The following is a 20,952-nucleotide window of genomic DNA, read 5'->3' on the forward strand; positions in this document are numbered from 1 at the left end:
TAATTCTTTTCTTAAGTACAACCAAGATAATCACCAACTTGCGTCAAAAAAACTACAAATAATTTCTTAAATCAAATTATTTTGTTTCCTCCCCAAAAAGCTTTTTAAGCTCAATTGACTCAGAAGGTTTCATTCTTCCGGAAAGAATCAGGGAGAGTTCCTTTCTTCTGAGTGCGGCTGCGTATCTTTCTTTTTCAAGATCAGTTTCCGGTTCCATTTCAGGGATTGGGATGGGTCTGTTGAATTCATCAACCGCCACGAAAGTATAAATTCCTTTATTGGTCTGAATTTTTTTGTGATTAATAGGATCATCCAGCCATACATCTACATAAATTTCCATAGACGTGGAAAAAGCTCTGGAAACTTTAGATTCCATTACTACAATTCCACCTTCCGGAATCGGGTGATCAAATGAAACATGATTCACGGAAGCGGTCACTACCCTTCTTTCGCAGTGTCTTGTCGCTGAAATTGAGGCACATCGGTCCATTCTTGCCAATAGTTCGCCACCGAAAAGATTCCTCAATTGGTTCGTATCATTGGGGAGTACAATGTTCGTCATTACTGTCAGGGATTCTGACGCCTTCTTTATTTTTGCCATTTTTTCTTAGTGTTGTTTGTAGGAGCTGTATTGTTTACAGCCTTTTGTGTTGCCGGCTGAATATTCTGCTTTACCACAGCAGTGTCTTTTTTCAGAGAATCTGATGGGACTACCGGCGGAGCAGCTTGTTGTGATTTTACAGTATCTTTTTCAATCCTGTGGGTTCTGGTCTGTATGGAAGGATTGGTGTTTCCAAAAGATTTTTCACCAAAAAGAAGCTCCTGTTGTGTATAAGCTACATATAAAATTCCAGCAACAGGAATAATGATCAGGAAAATCCAAAGAATGGATTTGTTAAACCGGTAATCTTTTCCGGAGTTTTTCGACCCTGTTTTCGGAGGTTCATTGTTATGGATGTCTGAAATCTTAATTTCTTCCAAACCATAAAAATCCGGGTAATCGGACTGGAGTCTGTTTCCTTTGAAATGCGTTTCGCCTTCTTCAATGTAAATAGTACCAAGCCCCTGAATCTCGAGCATCTGATCTGCCTGCAGCTTCTTTTTCCAGAAATCGGTCTGGATCTGGAGATCTGTTTTGGAAGCTTCTACGGTCATCTGTTTGTGTCCCGCAATAAAAGCAGCCAGCTCTTCAGACTTTACTTTATAATCCGGGGTATAAACAATTTTACTGGCAGGAGGAAGGATGCTCCCATTTTCGGAATTGATAATGGCCTTGGAGTTTTCGAGCGAAAACACCCCAAAATCCGGGACCGTAACAGTACCGAATTGTTTCAAATATTCTAAAATGTAAGCTGAAATATTCATTTGGTGGCAAATTTATGACTTTTTCATGACTTTTTGTTATATAAGAATTGTTCGGTATCAAGTTTAAAAATATGCAGATCTGATTTTAGAAATCCTGGCCCTATTATTAAGCTTTGGCTAAAGACATTGGATTATTCCTTTTCCTGGAAGCGGAATAAAACCTGCTCTTATTCATGAATTTCGAAATTTATAGCAATCTGTCTTTTATTTGAGACCTCCTTTTGTTTTTTGGGAACATTTGTAAATAGGCAAACTGCTACCCTAGCCGCGATTGAAGCAATTGTCTGAGCTCATTTCTTTATTTTCCTGGGTCGCGGCGGCTTCGCCGCCGCGACCCAGGAAAATAAAGAAATAGCGAGTGCGGAAAGCGGGAAAAAGCTCCTAAAATAAATAGTGGCAAGATTTAATAAAAAAGACTGCCGGAGCAGCCTTAAAAATCTAACTTTACTTTTTACTATAATTATTTCAATATAGCCTGATTGATTACTGAATTTTCCAGCTGATGCCGAACATAAAATTGGTTCCTGCCTGAGAAAAATAGTAAGGAGAGCCATCGTACACAGCGCCGTTGTTCACATATTTTTTATTGAAAATATTGTTTACTAAAAGCTTGAGGGCGATGTCATTATTATGAATTTTGAATTGGTATTGAGCATTAAAATCAGTCAGGAAATAATCGTTCAGTTGCAGATTATGATCTTCGGAATTATCCAGATACTGTTTTCCTACATATTGGTTGATTAAGGCAAACTGGAAATTTTTATTGGGATTGAATTTCACTGCAAGATTGGCGATGACGTCCGGAGAAAAGGAAATCTGTGTATTTCCGAGATCCTGAACACCATTTTCATTTTCTACTTTAAAATCTAAATTCCTGTTGTTGCTGAAACTTACATTTCCACTAAGTTCCCACTGTTTTGAAATTTTAGCCAATGCTCCGAGCTCAATCCCACTTCGGAAACTTTTTCCTGAATTGGTTCTGATAAAGGCCCCTACATTATTCAGCTCCCCATTCAGGACAAGCTGGTTCACATAATACATATAATATAAGTTGGCGGTGAATGATACAGGTCCAAACTGTCTTTCGAAACCGGCTTCAAAATCGTGAAGTTTTTCTGCTTTTACGTCATTGTTTGCCAAAAGGTCGTCACGGTTCGGTTCGCGGTGTGCGTGAGCGTAGGAAATAAAAATTTTTCCATTGCTAATTTTGTAATTGATTCCCGCTTTTGGATTGAAGAACAGCCAGTTTTTATCGAGATTAGCTCCTTCATCATCTCCGGAAGTGATGATTTTCGTATTGTAGTCTACATTTCTCAATTGCAAATCTCCAAAAAACTCAAAATCATTTATCCTTACCAATGCTTTTGCAAAACCTGCCACTTCATTTTTTACGGAGCGGTTTCTGTAATATTCGTATTCATCAATCTCGGGAATGAAAACACCGGTTACATTTCCGAAGTGTCTTCCATAATATTGATTGGCGACTGCCCCAAAGTTGACATCAACAATTCCTAATTTTCCATAAAGCGTTGAAACAATCCCATAGAAATCATTATTAAGCCATTTTTTTCTGATAAAGTCCGAATATTCTTCACTTCCAACATCAGGTAAGTTATATCTGGCGAATGGATCACCCTGCTTATAATTTTCATAATATCCTTTTCCTTTGGTATAATGTAAGGTTGTTTCGAGATTCCATTTATCATTAAATTTCTGTTCCCAAAGCAACTGGTAATGATTTTGTCGGTAATTGTCGGTTTCGTTATCATAAAAGCCTACAATATTTTCCCAACTTGCATCATAAATTGCCCCGGAATAATTGAATTTGGGATCAGTTTCCCAGGTTTTCCGGTCGATTCCGTTCCAGGCTTGATAAGTTTTTTCCTTCCCTCCGAAAGCCATTAAGCGGATTCTGGTGTTTCCTTCTTCATATAAAGCGGTGAAATTATAGGAATTCAACTTTGAAAAAGCTCTGTCAATATATCCGTCTGAATTAATATGGGTATATCTTCCCATTATGGAAAGTCGGTTCCCCCAGAATTTTCCGGATCCGATTTCGGCAGAATATTTATAGGTGTTAAATGATCCGTAGCTGTCATCTGTTTTAACATAAAATTTTTCTTCCGGATCTTTTGAAAGTACATTGATGCTTGCCCCGAATGCGGCAGCTCCGTTGTTGGATGTTCCCACTCCTCGCTGAATCAGAATCTGTGAAGCAGAACTGGTAAGATCCGGAACGTTGACAAAGAACGTTCCCTGGCTTTCCGAGTCATTGTACGGAACACCATTCATCATCACATTAATTGCACCTCCGGAAACCCCTCGGATTCTAAAACCGGTATATCCTACCCCGTTTCCGGCATCTGATGTCGAAATAATGGAAGTCTGATTTTTTAATAGAATCGGAAGATCCTGCCCGAGATTCCTGCTGTCCAGATCTTTCTGAACATTAATGATCTCTTTTGCAACGGGAAGTCTTTTGGTAAAATTAACAGCTTCAATTTCCTTTATTTTTAAGGAATCGGTATTTTGTGCCTGGATAAAAGCAGCTGCGCCTACAGTTAGGCCTAAAAAAAATAATCCTTTCATTCTATAAATTTTAACATTTAATGAATAAAAGGGGCGGATTATCTTATAAATGATTAATGATAAAAGATAATTGATTTTTATTTTTTGCTAATAAATTATCAATAATCATATCAATTATTTACATGTTTCCCTAAACGGCATTACCCGTTCCAGGTTCATTGGGTATAATCTCAGCTTGTGACAGCACCCCTTTATTTCTGCCGCAAAATTACAAAATTATTATCAGATATACTTTAAAAAATTTAGCACCCCTCATTATTGAAAGAATTTTCAAATGCATCCCCATTTGATGAGGGTTAATCAGTAAGTATTATTATTTGAATCGATGTAATAATAATTTTTCCCATCTTTCGAAACATCAAACATTTTACCCAATTTCCAGCTAAAATTGCGTTTAATATCATCATACTCAAATGGAATAATTACCCTGTTGTGTACATCAATGACTCCAAACATATTGTTTTTTGAAGCAACAACCATCGGATTGGCCACATCATCGCCTTCAAGAATGAAGAGATATTCATATTGAGGATAGATTTGAAACTGCCTGTAATCCGCAGGATCTTTAAAAGTTGCTTTTTCTATGATTCCGTAAAAACCATTTAAAACATAAGCCTGATACAGCTGTTGAATATATTCCTTGTGAACACATTTTCCAAGATCTTCTTTCTTAAAACGATAGACTCTGTTTCCTTTTTTGTCTATTCTATATGAAATTTCGTCTTTTTCTACCGTTGCATAATCTGCGGTACCGAATTTCCGAAATTTTTCATTCGGGGAATTCAGGAGATTACAATCTTCATAAAAAAATACGGCAATATGATATTCGGGCTGGATGACAAACTTACCCTCCTGATTCACATACCCGAAATTCCCATTTTTCTTCTTCGGAATTAATAACGGAAGATCCTGATTGACAACCGGTAAACTCATATTTTTTTCAGAAGTCACTGCTTTCTTTTTTACAGCTATTTTTTTCGGAACCGATTTCTGAGAAAAAACGACTATCGAAATTAAAACACTTAGAACCTGAATTATTTTTTTTAAACCCATATTGACAGCAAAAATACAATGAAAAATAGAAATTATAAAATTCATATTTATAAAGAATCTAAATAATATAACTCCCATAAAATATTAAAATTTCGTAATTTTGGGAACATTTATAATTGTTTGATAATTTTAAAACATTTTTGAGATATGACATTTGATATCGATATGATCAAAAAAGTGTATGAGCGTTACCCTGAAAGGATTGCAGCAGCAAGACAGATTGTGGGAAAACCTCTTACATTATCAGAAAAAATATTATACACTCACCTTTGGGAAGGAAATGCTACACAGGCGTATGAGAGAGGAAATTCTTATGTAGATTTTGCACCGGACAGAGTAGCAATGCAGGATGCAACTGCGCAGATGGCGCTTCTGCAGTTTATGCAGGCAGGAAAAGCGAAAGTAGCTGTTCCTTCAACGGCTCACGCAGATCACCTTATCCAGGCAAAGGTAGGTGCTGATAAAGATTTACAGGAAGGTATCAATAAAAACTCGGAAGTTTTCAATTTTTTGAGTTCTGTTTGCGATAAATACGGAATCGGTTTCTGGAAGCCGGGAGCCGGAATCATTCACCAGGTAGTATTGGAAAACTATGCTTTCCCTGGCGGTATGATGATCGGTACCGATTCTCACACGGTAAATGCAGGAGGTCTAGGAATGGTTGCAATTGGTGTAGGTGGTGCTGATGCAGTAGACGTAATGGCTGGCATGGCATGGGAACTTAAAATGCCTAAACTGATCGGGGTAAAACTTACCGGAAAAATGTCCGGATGGACTTCCGCAAAAGATGTTATCCTTAAAGTAGCAGGAATCCTTACCGTAAAAGGTGGTACAGGATGTATCGTAGAATATTTCGGAGAAGGAGCAGAATCTCTTTCCGCAACAGGAAAAGGAACCATCTGTAACATGGGTGCTGAAATCGGTGCTACGACTTCCACTTTCGGATATGATGATTCCATGAGAAGATATCTTGCTTCTACAGGAAGACAGGATGTTGTGGATGCTGCAGATCAGATTGCAGAACATTTAACAGGTGATGCTGAGGTATATGCAAACCCAGAACAATATTTCGACCAATTAATAGAAATCAACCTTTCTGAGCTTACCCCTCACTTAAACGGACCTTTCACTCCGGATTTGGCAACACCGGTTTCCGAATTCAGAGCAAAAGCGGAAGCTAACGGATGGCCACTTGAAGTTGAATGGGCATTGATAGGATCTTGTACCAACTCTTCTTATGAAGATTTATCAAGAGCTGCTTCTATCGTGGAAGACGCCGTTGCAAAAGGTGTTAAGCCTAAAGCCATCTTAGGGATCAACCCAGGTTCGGAGCAGGTAAAATATACTGCTGAAAGAGACGGATTCTTAGACTCTTTCAGAAAATTCGAAAATGCAAGAATCTTTACGAACGCGTGTGGACCTTGTATCGGACAATGGGACAGAGAAGGTGCTGAAAAAGGAGAGAAAAACTCTATTATTCACTCTTTCAACAGAAACTTTGCGAAAAGAGCAGATGGTAACCCGAATACACACGCTTTCGTAGCTTCTCCTGAAATGGTAGCTGCAGTAGCAATCTCGGGAAGATTAGACTTTAACCCTATTACTGATACTTTAACAAACGAAGCTGGTGAGCAGATCAAATTAGACGAGCCAAAAGGTTCTGAATTACCTGCAAAAGGTTTTGCTGTAGAAGACGCAGGATATCAGGCTCCATCTGAAGACGGATCTCATGTTGTAGTAAACGTAAGTCCTACTTCAGACAGACTTCAGTTGTTAGAAGAGTTCCCGGCTTGGGACGGTAAAAATATTGAAGGTGCTAAAGTTTTGATCAAAGCATTCGGAAAATGTACAACCGACCACATTTCTATGGCTGGACCATGGTTGAAATACAGAGGTCACTTAGATAATATTTCCAACAACATGCTGATCGGAGCGGTAAACGCTTACAACATGGAAACCAACAAGGTGAAAAACCAGCTTACCGGTGAATACGGTGAAGTTCCAGCTGTACAAAGAGCTTACAAAGCTGCTGGAGTTCCATCAATCGTTGTAGGAGATCAGAACTACGGTGAAGGTTCTTCAAGAGAGCACGCCGCTATGGAACCAAGACACCTTGGCGTAAAAGCAGTATTGGTAAAATCATTCGCAAGGATCCACGAAACTAACCTTAAGAAACAAGGAATGCTTGGATTAACTTTTGCTGATGAAGCCGACTACGATAAAGTACAGGAAGATGATACGGTTAATTTCCTTGATCTTGAGCAATTTGCTCCGGGGAAACAACTTACTTTGGAGTTCGTTCATGCAGACGGAACTAAAGACATCATTATGGTAAACCATACGTACAACGATCAGCAGATCGAATGGTTTAAAGCCGGTTCTGCACTTAACCTGATTAAGCAACAAGAAAATTAATTGTTAGATTTAATTAATAATAGAAAAAGCAACTTCAATTGAAGTTGCTTTTTTATTTGATCCGGTTAAAAAAATTCGTCCTGTAACGCTCCCCTATCGGAATTTCATATTCCGGATCGATGATAATCTTTTTGGTTGTGCTATTTTTAATATGATTTAAATTAACAATAAAAGATTTGTGAATTCGCATGAAGGAGCTTTCAGGAAGCTGCTGTTCCATTGATTTCAAAGTGTCCAGAACAATAAACTCTTCTTCTGAAGTTTTTATATTAACATAATCCCGAATGCTTTCAACATATAAAATCTCTGCAAAATTGATTCTATGCTGTTTTCCTGAAGATTTTACAAAGAAATAGTCCTGTTCTTGTTTTCCCAACGAAAAACGTTCCTGCGCCTTTACGGCACTTTTGTGAAAACGTTCGAATGAAATCGGTTTTAAAAGATAATCTACAATATGATGTTCATAGCCTTCCAGAGCATATTCGGAATAAGCGGTTGTTAAAATATATTTCACCTTATCACCGAGGATTTTCATGAAATTAATACCGGACAGTTCAGGCATCTGGATATCCAGAAACACAAGATCAGTCTCATTAATCTGAATATATTCTAAAGCTTCAATAGGATTTTCAGAGGAAAACACAAGTTCGAGAAAAGGAATTCTCTGCACATAATTTTCCAGTAAAGAGATGGCAAGCGGCTCATCATCGACAATAATACATTTAATGGTTTTCATCTCTTAAATTAATTTTTAAATCTACCACAAATTCCTGTTTCGAGTCTTTAATGTTAAGCGTATATTTTTGAGGATATAAAATTTCCAGTCTTTTTCTCACATTTTCAATACCAATTCCTGATACCGAATCTTTCATCTTTTCCTTTTTATAATTTAAAAGATAAAAATGTAATATCTTATTCTCATCGGAAATTCTCATTTCAAAGCCTTTATTTCTAAAATCGCCATGCTTAAAAGCATTTTCAACAAACGGAACCAGGATCATCGGTGATATGCTAAGATTCGGATGAAGGATTTTCTTTTCAAACACTAGCAGTTCCGGGTTTTTAATTCTGAGTTTTTCCAAGGCCATGAGACTTTCAATGTAGCCAATTTCTTTTTCCAGAGCAATCCGGTCTTCGCCGAGATCTTTCGTACTGTACCGCAGCAGCCGGCTCAACTCTTCAATGGCGGGCAAAGCATTATCCGATTTCTGATATACAAGAGAATAGATGTTATTTAAAGAATTAAAGATGAAATGAGGATTGATCTGGGTTTTCAGCGCCTGTAATTCCGCATTTTTTTTGGCTTCAACAAGCTGGGATTTCTCTTCTTCCGCAATGATGGAATATTTGAAGAACCAGAACGTAGTGCTGATAAAGATCGTGGTGCTGCTGTAAAAAATATTATCGAAGAAATAAAAGCCGAAACCGGTATCTTCTGAATAATTCCTGATCCCGAAATAGGTGGGCAGAAACCATTCCTCTGCGAAATATCTCACCAATACAAAAGAACTTACGCTCAGGAAAAAGGCAATAAAGGATTTATAAATTTTATCGGCGTCAAAAAACCTGGGAACGACAATAAAATAGTTGACGTAAAAACAGATGATACTGGTAATAAAAAAGGTTATATTAAATACAGTAGCGTTGGAATGGAAGACAAAATAAGGAATCAGAACCGCTCCAATAATATAGATCGTCCAAAAGAAAATATGCAGATAAAGCAGTTTGCTGTTTTTCATACCGCAAAAATAGACTTTCTATGAAAATGTACACTGTTTCTTCGATAAACCGTCCCTTTTTCCCGATGAGTTCATTTTGCACCTGTTTTAGGATGGTTGGTCGAAATGGCATTTCGTCTTCAGGCCACAAACAATAATTTTGTCAGCAACAGTACAGACTATTATTAACCTAAATCCCTATTTATGAAAACAGTACTATATATATTTCTGGTTTGTTTATCAACCCTTATTACCGCCCAGAAAAAGCCTGGGGAATATTTTTCCGGTACCAAACCGCAGGTGCTCGTCGTAGGATCCTTCCATTTTGACTATCCGAATCTCGATGCCCACAAAACTGAAAAAGGGGATCAGGTTGATGTGCTATCTCCAAAAACGGCAAAAGAAGTCACTGAGCTTGTGGACTATATTAAAAAGTTCAAACCAACAAAAATTGCGATCGAAGCATTTCCGAACTGGAATGCCAACCAGAAACTAAAAGAATACAAGGAAGGGAAGTATGCCAATAAAAGGGATGAGCGGTATCAGCTGGCCATGCGTATTGCAAAAGAGCTTAAGATTAACGAGCTGTATAGCATAGATGCAAATTCGGTGCTGGATGATCTGCAGGAAAAATTTGCCAAAACCGATTCCCTATATTTCAAGAACCTGAGTGCAGAATACGACTTTCAAAGCGATGATCCTGTTTCAAAACAGTACAATACTTTCTTTAAAAGCTCGGAACCCAAAAACTTCAGATCATTGCTGGACCTTTTCAAATATACGAACGGGAAAGAATACCATCAGCATGAATACGGAGCATACCTGAGTGGCGATTTTAAGCTGAGAGAACATGATGGCGCAGATATGCTGGCATTGTACTGGTACGACAGAAACCTGAGAATGTTCAGAAATATTCAGAATATTCCACATCACCCGGAAGACCGATTGCTGGTAATTGTAGGCAATGGGCACGCCTCTGTTCTGAGACAGTTATTCACATCATCCCCTGATTTCGATTATACGGAATTCGATTCTTTGAAATAAAATTTAAGCAGCTTACCACACATTAGAGAATTTAGTCATTATTAACAATGAAAACAATACATTTTACCACGCTCTTCCTTGCCTTTGCAGCATATTTGCAGGCCCAAACGTTTCAGTTTAAAGACAAATTAGACGATGCAGTTGCTGTTTTAAACATCGCCACCTTTCACATGGGCAATACTTCTGATGCAAACACAACCAAATTTGATGAGCACAACGCAGAAAATAAAAAAAGAATCCATGAAATCGCCGCAGAGATTGCCGCATTCAGTCCGTCCATTATCGTGGTGGAAGATCTTCCCGAAAACAACACTGCTCTTAACGAAGAATACCTGGAATATCTTCAAAATCCGGAAAAACAATACCAAAACCCGGGAGAGATCGAGCTGTTGGCTTTCGAAATCGGAAGGCTGTCCGGAACCTCTAAAATTTTCGGTATAGATTATAAAGAAGGATACGACTACAGCCTCTACTATCATCTTAAGAACAAACGGGACGACGCCACCTATGAGCGATATGGCGCATTGGTGGATGCCGCTGAGAAAAAATACCCGGAGGATAAAATGACCTTCCGCGAACTGTTTAAACTCAACAATCATCCTCAAATGCTGAATATGCTGATTAACATTAATGCAGATTTGCTGACTTATGTCTCCACAAAAGACAGGAACGAAGGAGCCGACGAGGCTGCTAAAATGTATCACCGAAACCTTGTGATGTTTTCAAACTTCAATAAAATCAACATCAACAAGAATGATCGCATCGTACTGCTGATGGGAGGCACCCATACCGCATTTTTTATGGATTTCCTGAAGAGAAGCCCCAAATACAGACCCGAATCTGTTTTAAAGTATATAAAATAAAGCCTTCCCCTGTAACAAAAATAAATTTCATGCGTCTAACCTGATACGACAAGACATTATGAAAAAAACAATTATTGCCTTATCATTTCTGGGTACGGTGTTTACTTATGCCCAAGAAAAGACCAATAATCAGGTAAAAGAAAAACAAATTGAAGGAATTACGATCACCAAAACTAAAAAAGCCGTTGAGCAGAAAGCCGATCGTACGATTTTCGACTTCTCTGAACAACCGCAGCTGAATAACGGCAATGTCCTGGAAGGTATCAAAAAACTTCCCGGGCTTGTTTCCACCGATATTGCAGGAATGATGTATCAGGGAAAGGTACTGGACGTATACCTCAACGGAAGACCTTTAAATATTACTTCTAATGAGCTGAACTCTTTTCTGGAAGGCATGCCTGCCAATTCGGTAGACCGGATTGAAGTAATCACACAGCCAGGTGCAGAATTTCCGGCGACTTCCGGAGGGGCCATTATGAATATCATCACCAATAAAAATGCTAATAAATATTTAACGGCAACCTATTCCGGCAACTACTCTTTTACAAATTACGATAAATACAGAAGCAGAACGAGCAATTCCCTCAATCTAAATGCAAGAAATAAAATCTTCGGATGGCAATTAAATGTCGGCCAAAATTATCGTGAAAGTATGCTGAGCGGCAAGCAGGATAATCTTTTAACAAGCAATACCGACAGATTCGGAAGAGGATATTTTGCAAAATCGGGACTGACTTTTGACTTGGGGCAGGACCGGTTGCTTGTAAATTATGATATTTACCATAACAACAATGACAATTACACATTAAGTGACGGAGACGGACAGGAAGCCAAACCGATTCCGAACACAAATCCGCAACAATATACCTACAGAGATTTTAGTTTTGATGCGTCCGATGCTGCTCATACACTTACCACGAGACAGGAAGCAGTAGTTACTTACCAAAAGCGCTTCTCAGACAAGGCTCAAAAACTGGATTTTCAGTTTGGTTATACAAAATCCGACAGTAAGTTTGTGCAGGATAATATTTTCAGAGATAAGAAATATGCCGATACCGGTTTATGGGAACCAAGGATTTCTTTGGGAAATGTTCTGGATAATACCTCTGATATGAGAGTCGCTAATTTTAAAGTAGACTATTCTCAACCACTGAATCTTCTTGACGGCGGAAAAGTAAGCCTGGGTGGTTTGTATGAGCATCAGGAATTCGATACGGAAAGCAAAGGAATCACCAACCTGGATTATACAAGACAAACAACTGCAACCTATCTGGAATTCCAGGCGAAACTCAAAAAATTTGATTTTATATTGGGAACCCGTGCAGAAAATTATGACATCTCCGGTATTACAAGATATAACGATCAAACCAATACCCTTATTGAAGCAGATCTTATTCCTTTTAATAAATTTAAATTATTTCCGAATGCCAGTGTTCAGTACAATCTGATGAACCAAGTCTATGTAGCGGCGAATTATAACAAAAAAATAAACCTGCCAAGTATTTCCGCACTGAACCCGAATAACGTAACATTCCAGGGCCCGAATACGCAGGTAACCGGTAATCCGAACCTTCAGCCTACTATTTTCGATAATTATGAACTGAAAATTTCGGCTTTCGATTATGCATTTATCGGTTACAGTGTGAGCTCTGCAAAAAATCAGGTAGCGCAGATTATCAGGAAAGACGGCAAGAACCTGTTTAATGAGCAGATTAATATTTCAGACATGAGAATTCATAACTTCAATGTCGGGTTGCCTGTTCCGTTTATGATCTTTAGTAAACCTCTGAGCGAAATTATGAAGTTTAATTTTAACCCTGATAAAATTAATTTCATGTACATTTATGCCGGATACCAGAAACATGACATTGATAATCTGAATAACAGAGGCTTCTGGATTTTCAATCTCATGACGCAGATTATTTTACCGAAAGAAATAAAGCTGACGGCAAATTATAGTTATTTAACTCCTAAAGCGGGATATTTCTACTTCACAGCAGAAAAGCCTTTCAACAATTCTTTTGACCTTACGTTAACAAAAAAGTTCATGGACAACCGCCTTACTGTTTCTGTCTTCGCGAATGATATTTTCAACGGACAGGTAATGCAGGTACGCTCAAACCCGCCATCAGGAGAATCTGTATTTATAAGAAGTAAATACGATACAAGAAACTTCGGATTATCCGTAAATTATAAGATTCCAACGAAAAACAAGCTGGCTAAAGAAGATGCCAATATCCTGAACCAGACGAAGAAAGAAGAAAATAGCGGCGTGATGCAGCAGGGACAATAAACTAAATATGAATGTTCATATCATATTTAATGTTTAAAAGGTATTTTATCAATTGGAGCGGACTAAAGTCCGCTTTTTCTATATTACTTCTTGACGGCTTTAGCCAAAACTTAAGAATAATATTTACCTGTACCACCGTGAAATATTGAAATTTTTGTTTAAAAATCAATAGTCTGAAAACGCCAGCGTAAGGTATCAATCAGAGTCAGTTGATTCAGCTGCAATGGCAGATCTGTAATGATCTTTAGTGTTAAATTTGCCATCATGCTTCCGACAATTCCGGGCAGAGCTCCTAAAACTCCCAGACTGTCGCAATCCGGAAAATCTTCATCAACAGGAGGCTCCGGGAAAATATCCCTTAAGTTTTTGCTTCCATTGTAGTTAAAAATTGCAACCTGTCCGGAAAACCCGAGAATACTTCCATAGACCAGAGGTTTTTGAAGTTTTACACAAATGTCATTAACAACATATCTCGTTGTAAAATTATCGGAACCGTCAACAATGATATCAAATTCGGAAATCAGGTCTTCAGCATTTGTTTCATCAATTTTTTGTTCAATGCCAACATATTGAATCTGGTGATTTAAGGCTCTGACAAAATTTTCAGCACTTTTTACTTTAGAAATGCCAATCGTATTTTCATTGTGAACAATCTGTCGGTTTAAATTGTGAAGTTCTACGTTATCAAAATCTGTAACACCCAGAGTTCCGACTCCCGCAGCAGCCAGATATTGAATGACCGGACTGCCTAAACCACCGGCCCCAATCACCAAAACTTTAGAATTTAGTATTTTTCTTTGACCTTTCAGACCGATTTCTTCGATAAAGATCTGTCGGCTGTAGCGGGCAAAGATGTCTTCGCTTTTCATTAATAATTTATTGTTGATTTTTTTTAACGCAGAGAACGCAAGTAACTTTAAAATCATTATGAATATTTCGTTCCCAAGAGCATTTCATTCAGCAAATGATAGATGCTGTTTTTTTTTTAAGTTTTATATCCCGCTGTAAACCGAGTCCCAGTCTTTCATTACAGGATCGTAGCCTGATTTTTTAATCATATTTTTAATTTCATCCATACTTCTTTCATCGCTGGTCTCAAACTGTTCCAGAGATTCTTTGTCTACGGAATAGCCCCCCGGATTAGTTTTAGAAGCCGCACTCATTGTTGTTGCCCCTAATGAAATTATATGATTTCTGAATTTTTCATTCTCTCTTGTCGAAATTGAAATTTCCAGATCTTCATTCCAGATTCTGTATGCGCAGATCAGCTGAAGCAGATCTTTATCTTCCATGATAAAATTAGGTTCTATAAAACCTTCGGCAGGCCTCAGTCTCGGAAATGAAACGGAATATTTGCTTTTCCAATAATTTTTCTGAAGATAATCTATATGCAGCGCATTAAAGAAACTGTCGATTCTCCAGTCTTCCAATCCCAGTAAAACTCCCAATCCTATTTTGTGAATTCCGGCGCTTCCGATTCTGTCCGGTGTTTCCAGGCGAAAATCAAAATTTGATTTTTTTCCTTTCGGATGATATTGTTTATATACTTCCTGATGATAGGTTTCCTGATAAACCAAAACCGCGTTTACTCCTGCTTCATGCAGCTTTCGGTACTCTTCTTCCGATAAGGGCTGAACTTCAATCGAAATATTGGCAAAATGTGATTTCAAAAGCCGTACGGCATTCAGAAAATATTCAATACCGACTGTTTTATTGGCTTCACCGCTTACCAGTAAAACATGATTGACACTCATGGATTTCAAAACGGCAGCTTCCATCATCAGTTCCGTATCGGAAAGTGTTTTTCTCCTGATAAGATTATCCAGACTGAAACCGCAGTAAGTACAGATATTCTGACATTCATTGCTAAGATAAAGCGGTGCATACAGCTGAATGGTTTTACCAAATCGTTTCTGAGTAAGGCTTTGTGCCATTTTTGCCATTGTCTCTAACTTCTGAGAAGCAACAGGTGAAATAAAATTTAAAAAATCTTCTATGGTTTTATTTTTTTTCTGCAGGCTTTTTTCAACATCATTCAGCGTTACTTTTTCCAGCCTTTCTTTCACGTCATCCCATTGGTATTGATCGAAAATGTCTTTAAAACTTTTCATTTTACTTACATATTAGTCAAACAAAAAAGATGTTAACGGGCTTGAAGCTTCAGCATGCTGTGCTATTGCTCCTAATCCAGATTCAAAAGCTCTTCTTCCGGAAATTACTCCTTCTTTAAAAGCTAATGCCATTTGCACCGGATTTTGGGCAACGGCAATTGCGGTGTTCACCAAAACCGCATCAGCACCCATTTCCATGGCTTTTGCCGCATCGGAGGGTGCCCCAATTCCTGCATCTACTACCACAGGAACATTACTCTGGCTGATAATAATTTCTAAAAAATCAATTGTCTTAAGACCTTTATTGGTTCCTATTGGTGCTCCCAAAGGCATCACAACCGCAGTTCCGGCATCTTCAAGACGCTTGCATAAAACAGGATCAGCATGAATGTATGGCATTACGATAAATCCTAATTTTGCCAGTTCTTCCGTAGCATATAATGTTTCGATAGGATCCGGAAGCAGATATTTCGGATCTGGATGGATTTCGAGTTTTACCCAGTTGGTTTCCAGGGCTTCTCTTGCCAGCTGTGCTGCCAATACTGCTTCTTTAGCTGTTCTCGCTCCTGAAGTATTCGGTAAAAGATGAACTCCTGTCGGTTGGATGGCATTCAGCAGATCATCTTCTGAAGATTGAGAGTCTATACGCTTAAGTGCCATCGTTACCATTTCGCTTCCCGATGCAATGATAGAGTCTGTCATTTCGGAAACGTTCCCGAATTTTCCCGTTCCCAGAAACAATCTTGATTCAAAGGTTCTGTCTGCTATTATTAATTTTTGATTATTCATTGTAATGCTGTTTTAAATTTGGTAATGATAGAAGGCTGCTCCGTAATCTGTCCTGAAACAGCCACTCCGTAAATTCCGATTTGCTGTAATAATTCTATATCATTCAGTACCACACCGCCGATGGCAAAAATTTTAGGGATTGCAAGTGATTTGTCATGTAATTCCTGGACAATGTTCTGATATCCTCTGAATCCTAAAACCGGACTCAGCTGTTCTTTAGTTGTTGTAAATCTGAGAGGACCAAGTCCAATATAATCACACGATTCTACCATTCGCTGAAGAACGTTCTGAAATGTATTAGCTGTCCCTCCGATAATTTTATCTTCTCCTAAAATATGTCTCGCAGTTTCAACTGACATATCATTGAGCCCCACATGAACGCCGTCGGCATCAATATCTTTTGCGATTCGGACGTGATCATTAATGATACAAACAGCGTGATGATCTGAGCATAATGTTTTTGAAATTTCACAGAGCGTAATAAAATCTCTTTCGGGAGCATTTTTCCAGCGTACCTGAATCCATTTTACACCATTATCAAGCGCTTTCCGGATATTGGCTTCCTGTTCTTCTCTTGTATAACCCTGAGAGATGTATTGTAATTTTTCCATTTATTTTTAAACGCAAAGGCGCTAAGTTTTTTTATTGTTTTTAAGTCGCAACTGCATTCATTCAGTAAAGGGTAGCATTTAATGTCCATTTAAGAATGAAATCCTAATAAAGCAGATGTGCTTGCCAGAAATTTCTCAATGTATAACTTTCCTTTCCGACAGGCCTGTTCCAGATTTTCTCCCAAAGCTAAATAACCTGTAATTGCAGAAGAGAGCACACAACCTGAACCGTGTTTGGGATAGTAGACACAATTTCTATCATGGGGTTCAATTGAAATTTCTTCACCGTTTTCGAGTAAAATATCTGTTCCTACATTGTCTTCGCGATGACCTCCTTTCATTAATATTGCACATGAATTTCTCGGATTTTCAAAAAACACATTTTCTTTTAAAACCTTATATTCATTGTAGTTGGGTGTGATTAGATCAAGTTGATGCAAAACATTTCCCAGTTGAGAAATAGTATTTAAATCAAAAAAAGAAAATTCAGAGGTGCTTTTCAAAACCGGATCCCAAACGATTTTAGCTTCAGTATTAATTAATTTGATTGTCTTAATAATTTCATTTAAAAATTCCGCGTCTTTTATCACCCCTATTTTTACGACCTTCACATCATAGCTTTTCATTAAAACATGAATTGAGTTTAAAATATCTTCTAAAGGTTGCCACTGAATTCCAAAAAATTCAGATTCTGTTTGTAAAGTCATTGCCGTACAGACAGCCAATCCCTGGACTTTTAACTGTTCAAATGTTTTAACATCCGCCAGTAGACCTGCTCCACCACTTGGATCGAACCCGGCAATACTCATTACAAAAGGACGACCTGTCTGCATTTTTTAAATATTTCTATCGGTTGATTATTTTCCCAGATCGCTCCGAGCAAAGCCACTCCATCCAAGTTACTGTCTGAAATTATATGAATATTATCTTCATGAATTCCTCCCAGCGCAATTAGTTTTACATTTGAGTTATCTCTTTTTTTAATATCATTTAAAATTTCTGAATCTTTTCCATATCCTTTTTTAGAAATACTCGGAAAAACAGGACTGATAAAAGCATATTTCCAATTCTCACTTAGTTCGTTAAAAGTTTCAATATCATGAACAGATGTCGAAATCGTTTTATCTCTTAAAGATTTATATAACTCATTATGTCTGTCAATTTCTCTAAAATGATGCCTTGAAATATTATAACTTTCAGCCAAATCATAATGACTGTGCAAAACCAATCGGTGATGGAATTCAGAATTTATCTTTTGAATAAAATCCTTCATTTCTTCTAAATTCATGACCGGTTTTCTGATATGAAGCAGATCTAAACCTTCCTGAAATAATTCGTTGATGACTTCAGTTTCATTAGGAACTATTTTTTCAGGAGTGATAATGATGATCATATATAAATTTCTTTCCCTTTTTCGATGAATTCCTGGGATTTATCCAGCATTCCTTTTTCTGCAGATTCGCGGATTTCCTGGGTAATCTTCATGGAACAGAATTTTGGTCCGCACATCGAACAAAAATGTGCCACTTTTGCACCGTCTGCCGGAAGTGTTTCATCATGATATGATCTTGCCGTTTCCGGATCAAGAGAAAGGTTGAACTGATCTTCCCACCGGAATTCAAATCTGGCTTTACTCAACGCATTATCCCTGTATTGAGCACCGGGATGCCCCTTCGCCAAGTCTGCAGCGTGGGCCGCCAGCTTATAAGTAATCACTCCTACTTTCACATCTTCTTTATTCGGAAGTCCCAGATGTTCTTTCGGTGTTACATAACACAACATGGCACATCCGAACCAACCGATCATTGCCGCTCCGATTCCTGAAGTAATATGATCGTAACCGGGCGCAATATCCGTTGTCAATGGTCCTAGCGTGTAAAAAGGAGCTTCATCACATACTTCCAGCTGTTTTTCCATATTTTCTTTAATCATATGCATCGGAACGTGGCCGGGACCTTCGATCATGACCTGAACATTGTGCTTCCATGCGATTTTTGTTAATTCTCCTAAAGTTTCCAGTTCGGCAAACTGTGCTTCATCATTGGCATCAGCAATAGAGCCCGGACGAAGACCATCGCCTAAAGAAAAGGCAACATCATATTTTTTCATGATTTCGCAGATTTCCTCGAAATGGGTGTACAAAAAGTTTTCCTTGTGATGAAAAAGACACCATTTTGCCATAATCGAACCGCCTCTGGAGACAATTCCCGTAACGCGTTTTGCCGTTAAATGAATATATCTCAATAAAACACCCGCGTGAATTGTGAAGTAGGAAACGCCCTGTTCCGCCTGTTCGATCAGCGTATCTTTAAAAATTTCCCATGTTAGATCTTCTGCTATACCTTTTACCTTCTCCAGCGCCTGATAAATCGGAACGGTACCGATAGGAACCGGACTGTTTCTGATGATCCATTCTCTGGTTTCGTGAATGTTTTTTCCGGTAGACAAATCCATTATCGTATCTGCTCCCCAACGGCAGGCCCAGACTGCTTTTTCCACCTCTTCTTCAATACTTGATGAAACGGCACTGTTTCCGATGTTCGCATTAATTTTAACAAGAAAATTCCGTCCTATAATCATCGGTTCGCTTTCCGGGTGATTGATATTATTCGGAATAATGGCTCTTCCGGCTGCGATTTCGTCTCTTACAAATTCAGGTGTAATTTTATTTTTTGGCGTTTTTGCACCAAAGCTATTTCCCTGATGCTGAAAAGCCATTTCCTTTGTAACGGAATCCAGCTGCTCGATTCTCTGGTTTTCCCTGATGGCAATGTATTCCATTTCGGGAGTAACGATGCCCTGTTTTGCGTAATATAATTGGGTAACCTGTTTTCCTTCTTTTGCTACTTTGGGTTTGTGGTTATAAGAAAATCTCAATTCATCTAATTTTGAATCTGCAAGGCGGGCTTTTCCGTACTCTGAGGTAATTCCATCAAGAATGTCTACATCATTTCGGTCTAAAATCCATTGTTCACGGATTCTTGGCAGTCCTTTTTCGATGTTGATTTCAGAATTTTCATCGGTATAAGGTCCTGAGGTATCATATACTGTAACCGGAGGGTTATGTTCCAATGTTCCGTTGGATAGTTTTGTCGGACTTAATTCTATTTCGCGCATTGCTACATTGATCGGATGTATTTTTCCTTCAACATAGATTTTTTTAGAGTTTGGAAACGGCGAACGGGTGATTTTATGAGCCATAGTGATTGATATTGTAGGTTAACCGCCCTGTGTGGCAGTGATAATTAAAATTGAATCTTTATCGTTGAGGAATGTTTCCGGCCAGGATGACTGCGGAATAATGCGGTTATTAAGTGCTACGGCAATTCCTTTTCTTTTGTGGGGAATCTCTATAGCAAGTAATGCTTCCAGTGTTTGGGGAAGTATTTCAAAATTTCTTACAGTGTGGTTGATTATGAGTTCCATTCCTAAATTTTTTATATACTTTAGGAATGCCCATCATTGTACAATAGAATGTACAGCAAAGTCATTTCACTTTTCCCTACGCTAGTATGATCTAGAAATCAGGTTCAAAGGGTAAATTCTCAGCCTGCTATAAACAGACACCCCTAAAGTTGAAACGAAGGTAGACATTTTTTTGAAATGAGCAAAATTTTTTGTTGACGGAAGGATGGCTAAAATGATGAATATTATTTTATTTTTCCGACTGATGACTGATTTTTTTATTTAATTCCCAAGCTTTTAAACGCAAAGTTTTCTTTATGGAATTCTATTTAAGATGCAAAGGCAATAAATTGCTGCGCGAAGCTTTAAAATATTCTTTTATGAACTGTTTTTTAATTTTTTATCTCGCAGATTTTGCGGATGATGCAGATGTTTTGGTTTTAACGCAAAGAGTTCCCATTTAGGGTTCTTATTTTAGTAAGCAAAGGCAAATGGATTTGCTTCGCGAAGCTTGATGAAATTTTATTGGTTTATGATTTTTTCTTTTTGATCTCCCACAAATTTCGTAAATGACGCAGATTTAATTTTCGCTTCATTTTATTGATAATCAATTATTTTTATATTTCCCATTATTGAAATGAGTGCCCGCTACCTTAGCCGCGATTGATCGGTGTGTCTACTCGCTTTTTTGGTTTG

General features: G+C 38.1%; 18 protein-coding genes and 2 riboswitches. Of the genes, 4 read left to right on the forward strand and 14 right to left on the reverse strand.

The window, feature by feature from the left end; all coding sequences use genetic code 11:
* Nucleotides 1-76: 76 nt before the first annotated feature.
* From U9K52_RS20490 to U9K52_RS20505, 4 genes are all read right to left on the reverse strand, one after another.
* On the reverse strand, nucleotides 77-601 hold the full coding sequence (locus tag U9K52_RS20490) for an acyl-CoA thioesterase (RefSeq protein WP_169231884.1): 525 nt from the start codon (nucleotides 599-601) through the stop codon (nucleotides 77-79).
* Nucleotides 589-1,365, reverse strand: coding sequence for a hypothetical protein (locus U9K52_RS20495; RefSeq protein WP_322927920.1), 777 nt, complete (start codon nucleotides 1,363-1,365; stop codon nucleotides 589-591). Before U9K52_RS20495 ends, U9K52_RS20490 begins: the two co-directional genes overlap by 13 nt.
* Before the next feature lie 483 nt (nucleotides 1,366-1,848).
* Nucleotides 1,849-3,954, reverse strand: a complete 2,106-nt coding sequence (locus U9K52_RS20500) for a TonB-dependent receptor (protein WP_322927921.1) — start codon at nucleotides 3,952-3,954, stop codon at nucleotides 1,849-1,851.
* Nucleotides 3,955-4,063: 109 nt separating this feature from the next.
* Nucleotides 4,064-4,155, reverse strand: a riboswitch (TPP riboswitch).
* Nucleotides 4,156-4,254: 99 nt separating this feature from the next.
* Nucleotides 4,255-4,887 carry a WG repeat-containing protein gene (locus U9K52_RS20505; RefSeq protein ID WP_322927922.1) on the reverse strand — a complete coding sequence of 211 codons (633 nt, stop codon included), beginning with the start codon at nucleotides 4,885-4,887 and terminating at the stop codon, nucleotides 4,255-4,257.
* Nucleotides 4,888-5,154: 267 nt separating this feature from the next.
* On the opposite strand from U9K52_RS20505, the gene U9K52_RS20510 reads away from it, so the two are divergent.
* The gene (locus U9K52_RS20510) at nucleotides 5,155-7,422 is read left to right on the forward strand and encodes an aconitate hydratase (RefSeq protein WP_322927923.1); all 2,268 of its coding nucleotides are present in this window, start codon (nucleotides 5,155-5,157) and stop codon (nucleotides 7,420-7,422) included.
* 52 nt (nucleotides 7,423-7,474) lie between these two features.
* On the opposite strand, the gene U9K52_RS20515 is transcribed toward U9K52_RS20510, so the two are convergent.
* Nucleotides 7,475-8,158, reverse strand: a complete 684-nt coding sequence (locus U9K52_RS20515) for a LytTR family DNA-binding domain-containing protein (protein WP_322927924.1) — start codon at nucleotides 8,156-8,158, stop codon at nucleotides 7,475-7,477.
* Nucleotides 8,145-9,161: a sensor histidine kinase gene (locus U9K52_RS20520; RefSeq protein WP_322927925.1), complete on the reverse strand. Its 1,017-nt coding sequence runs from the start codon at nucleotides 9,159-9,161 to the stop codon at nucleotides 8,145-8,147. The genes U9K52_RS20515 and U9K52_RS20520 overlap by 14 nt, the downstream gene beginning before the upstream one ends.
* A gap of 183 nt (nucleotides 9,162-9,344) precedes the next feature.
* Between U9K52_RS20520 and U9K52_RS20525 the strand changes: the two genes are divergently transcribed.
* Genes U9K52_RS20525 through U9K52_RS20535 form a run of 3 tightly spaced genes read left to right on the forward strand, consistent with a single transcriptional unit; the run spans nucleotide 9,345 to nucleotide 13,340 of the window.
* Nucleotides 9,345-10,184, forward strand: coding sequence for a DUF5694 domain-containing protein (locus tag U9K52_RS20525; RefSeq protein WP_322927926.1), 840 nt, complete (start codon nucleotides 9,345-9,347; stop codon nucleotides 10,182-10,184).
* Between the two features lie 47 nt (nucleotides 10,185-10,231).
* Nucleotides 10,232-11,047, forward strand: a complete 816-nt coding sequence (locus U9K52_RS20530; RefSeq protein WP_263602081.1) for a DUF5694 domain-containing protein — start codon at nucleotides 10,232-10,234, stop codon at nucleotides 11,045-11,047.
* A 58-nt stretch (nucleotides 11,048-11,105) separates the two neighbouring features.
* Entirely contained in the window at nucleotides 11,106-13,340 is a 2,235-nt protein-coding gene (locus tag U9K52_RS20535) for an outer membrane beta-barrel family protein (RefSeq protein WP_322927927.1), read from the forward strand.
* 158 nt (nucleotides 13,341-13,498) lie between these two features.
* Here U9K52_RS20535 and U9K52_RS20540 read toward each other — a convergent pair whose 3' ends face one another.
* From U9K52_RS20540 to thiS, 8 genes are all read right to left on the reverse strand, one after another.
* Nucleotides 13,499-14,209, reverse strand: a complete 711-nt coding sequence (locus U9K52_RS20540) for a HesA/MoeB/ThiF family protein (RefSeq protein WP_322927928.1) — start codon at nucleotides 14,207-14,209, stop codon at nucleotides 13,499-13,501.
* A 123-nt stretch (nucleotides 14,210-14,332) separates the two neighbouring features.
* On the reverse strand, nucleotides 14,333-15,451 hold the full coding sequence (thiH, locus tag U9K52_RS20545) for a 2-iminoacetate synthase ThiH (RefSeq protein ID WP_322927929.1): 1,119 nt from the start codon (nucleotides 15,449-15,451) through the stop codon (nucleotides 14,333-14,335).
* Between the two features lie 12 nt (nucleotides 15,452-15,463).
* Nucleotides 15,464-16,240, reverse strand: a complete 777-nt coding sequence (locus U9K52_RS20550; RefSeq protein WP_322927930.1) for a thiazole synthase — start codon at nucleotides 16,238-16,240, stop codon at nucleotides 15,464-15,466.
* On the reverse strand, nucleotides 16,237-16,851 hold the full coding sequence (gene thiE / locus U9K52_RS20555; protein ID WP_322927931.1) for a thiamine phosphate synthase: 615 nt from the start codon (nucleotides 16,849-16,851) through the stop codon (nucleotides 16,237-16,239). Before thiE ends, U9K52_RS20550 begins: the two co-directional genes overlap by 4 nt.
* A gap of 89 nt (nucleotides 16,852-16,940) precedes the next feature.
* Nucleotides 16,941-17,684, reverse strand: a complete 744-nt coding sequence (locus tag U9K52_RS20560) for a hydroxymethylpyrimidine/phosphomethylpyrimidine kinase (protein ID WP_322927932.1) — start codon at nucleotides 17,682-17,684, stop codon at nucleotides 16,941-16,943.
* Nucleotides 17,660-18,244, reverse strand: coding sequence for a thiamine phosphate synthase (locus tag U9K52_RS20565; protein ID WP_322927933.1), 585 nt, complete (start codon nucleotides 18,242-18,244; stop codon nucleotides 17,660-17,662). The genes U9K52_RS20560 and U9K52_RS20565 overlap by 25 nt, the downstream gene beginning before the upstream one ends.
* A complete protein-coding gene (gene thiC / locus U9K52_RS20570) occupies nucleotides 18,241-20,052 on the reverse strand; it encodes a phosphomethylpyrimidine synthase ThiC (RefSeq protein ID WP_322927934.1) in 1,812 nt (603 codons plus the stop codon). Before thiC ends, U9K52_RS20565 begins: the two co-directional genes overlap by 4 nt.
* A gap of 18 nt (nucleotides 20,053-20,070) precedes the next feature.
* Entirely contained in the window at nucleotides 20,071-20,277 is a 207-nt protein-coding gene (gene thiS, locus U9K52_RS20575) for a sulfur carrier protein ThiS (protein ID WP_248388891.1), read from the reverse strand.
* A 56-nt stretch (nucleotides 20,278-20,333) separates the two neighbouring features.
* Nucleotides 20,334-20,432, reverse strand: a riboswitch (TPP riboswitch).
* Nucleotides 20,433-20,952: the final 520 nt, after the last annotated feature.

Origin of the sequence: Chryseobacterium sp. MHB01, from assembly GCF_034651565.1 — a bacterium.
Classification (GTDB): domain Bacteria; phylum Bacteroidota; class Bacteroidia; order Flavobacteriales; family Weeksellaceae; genus Chryseobacterium; species Chryseobacterium nepalense.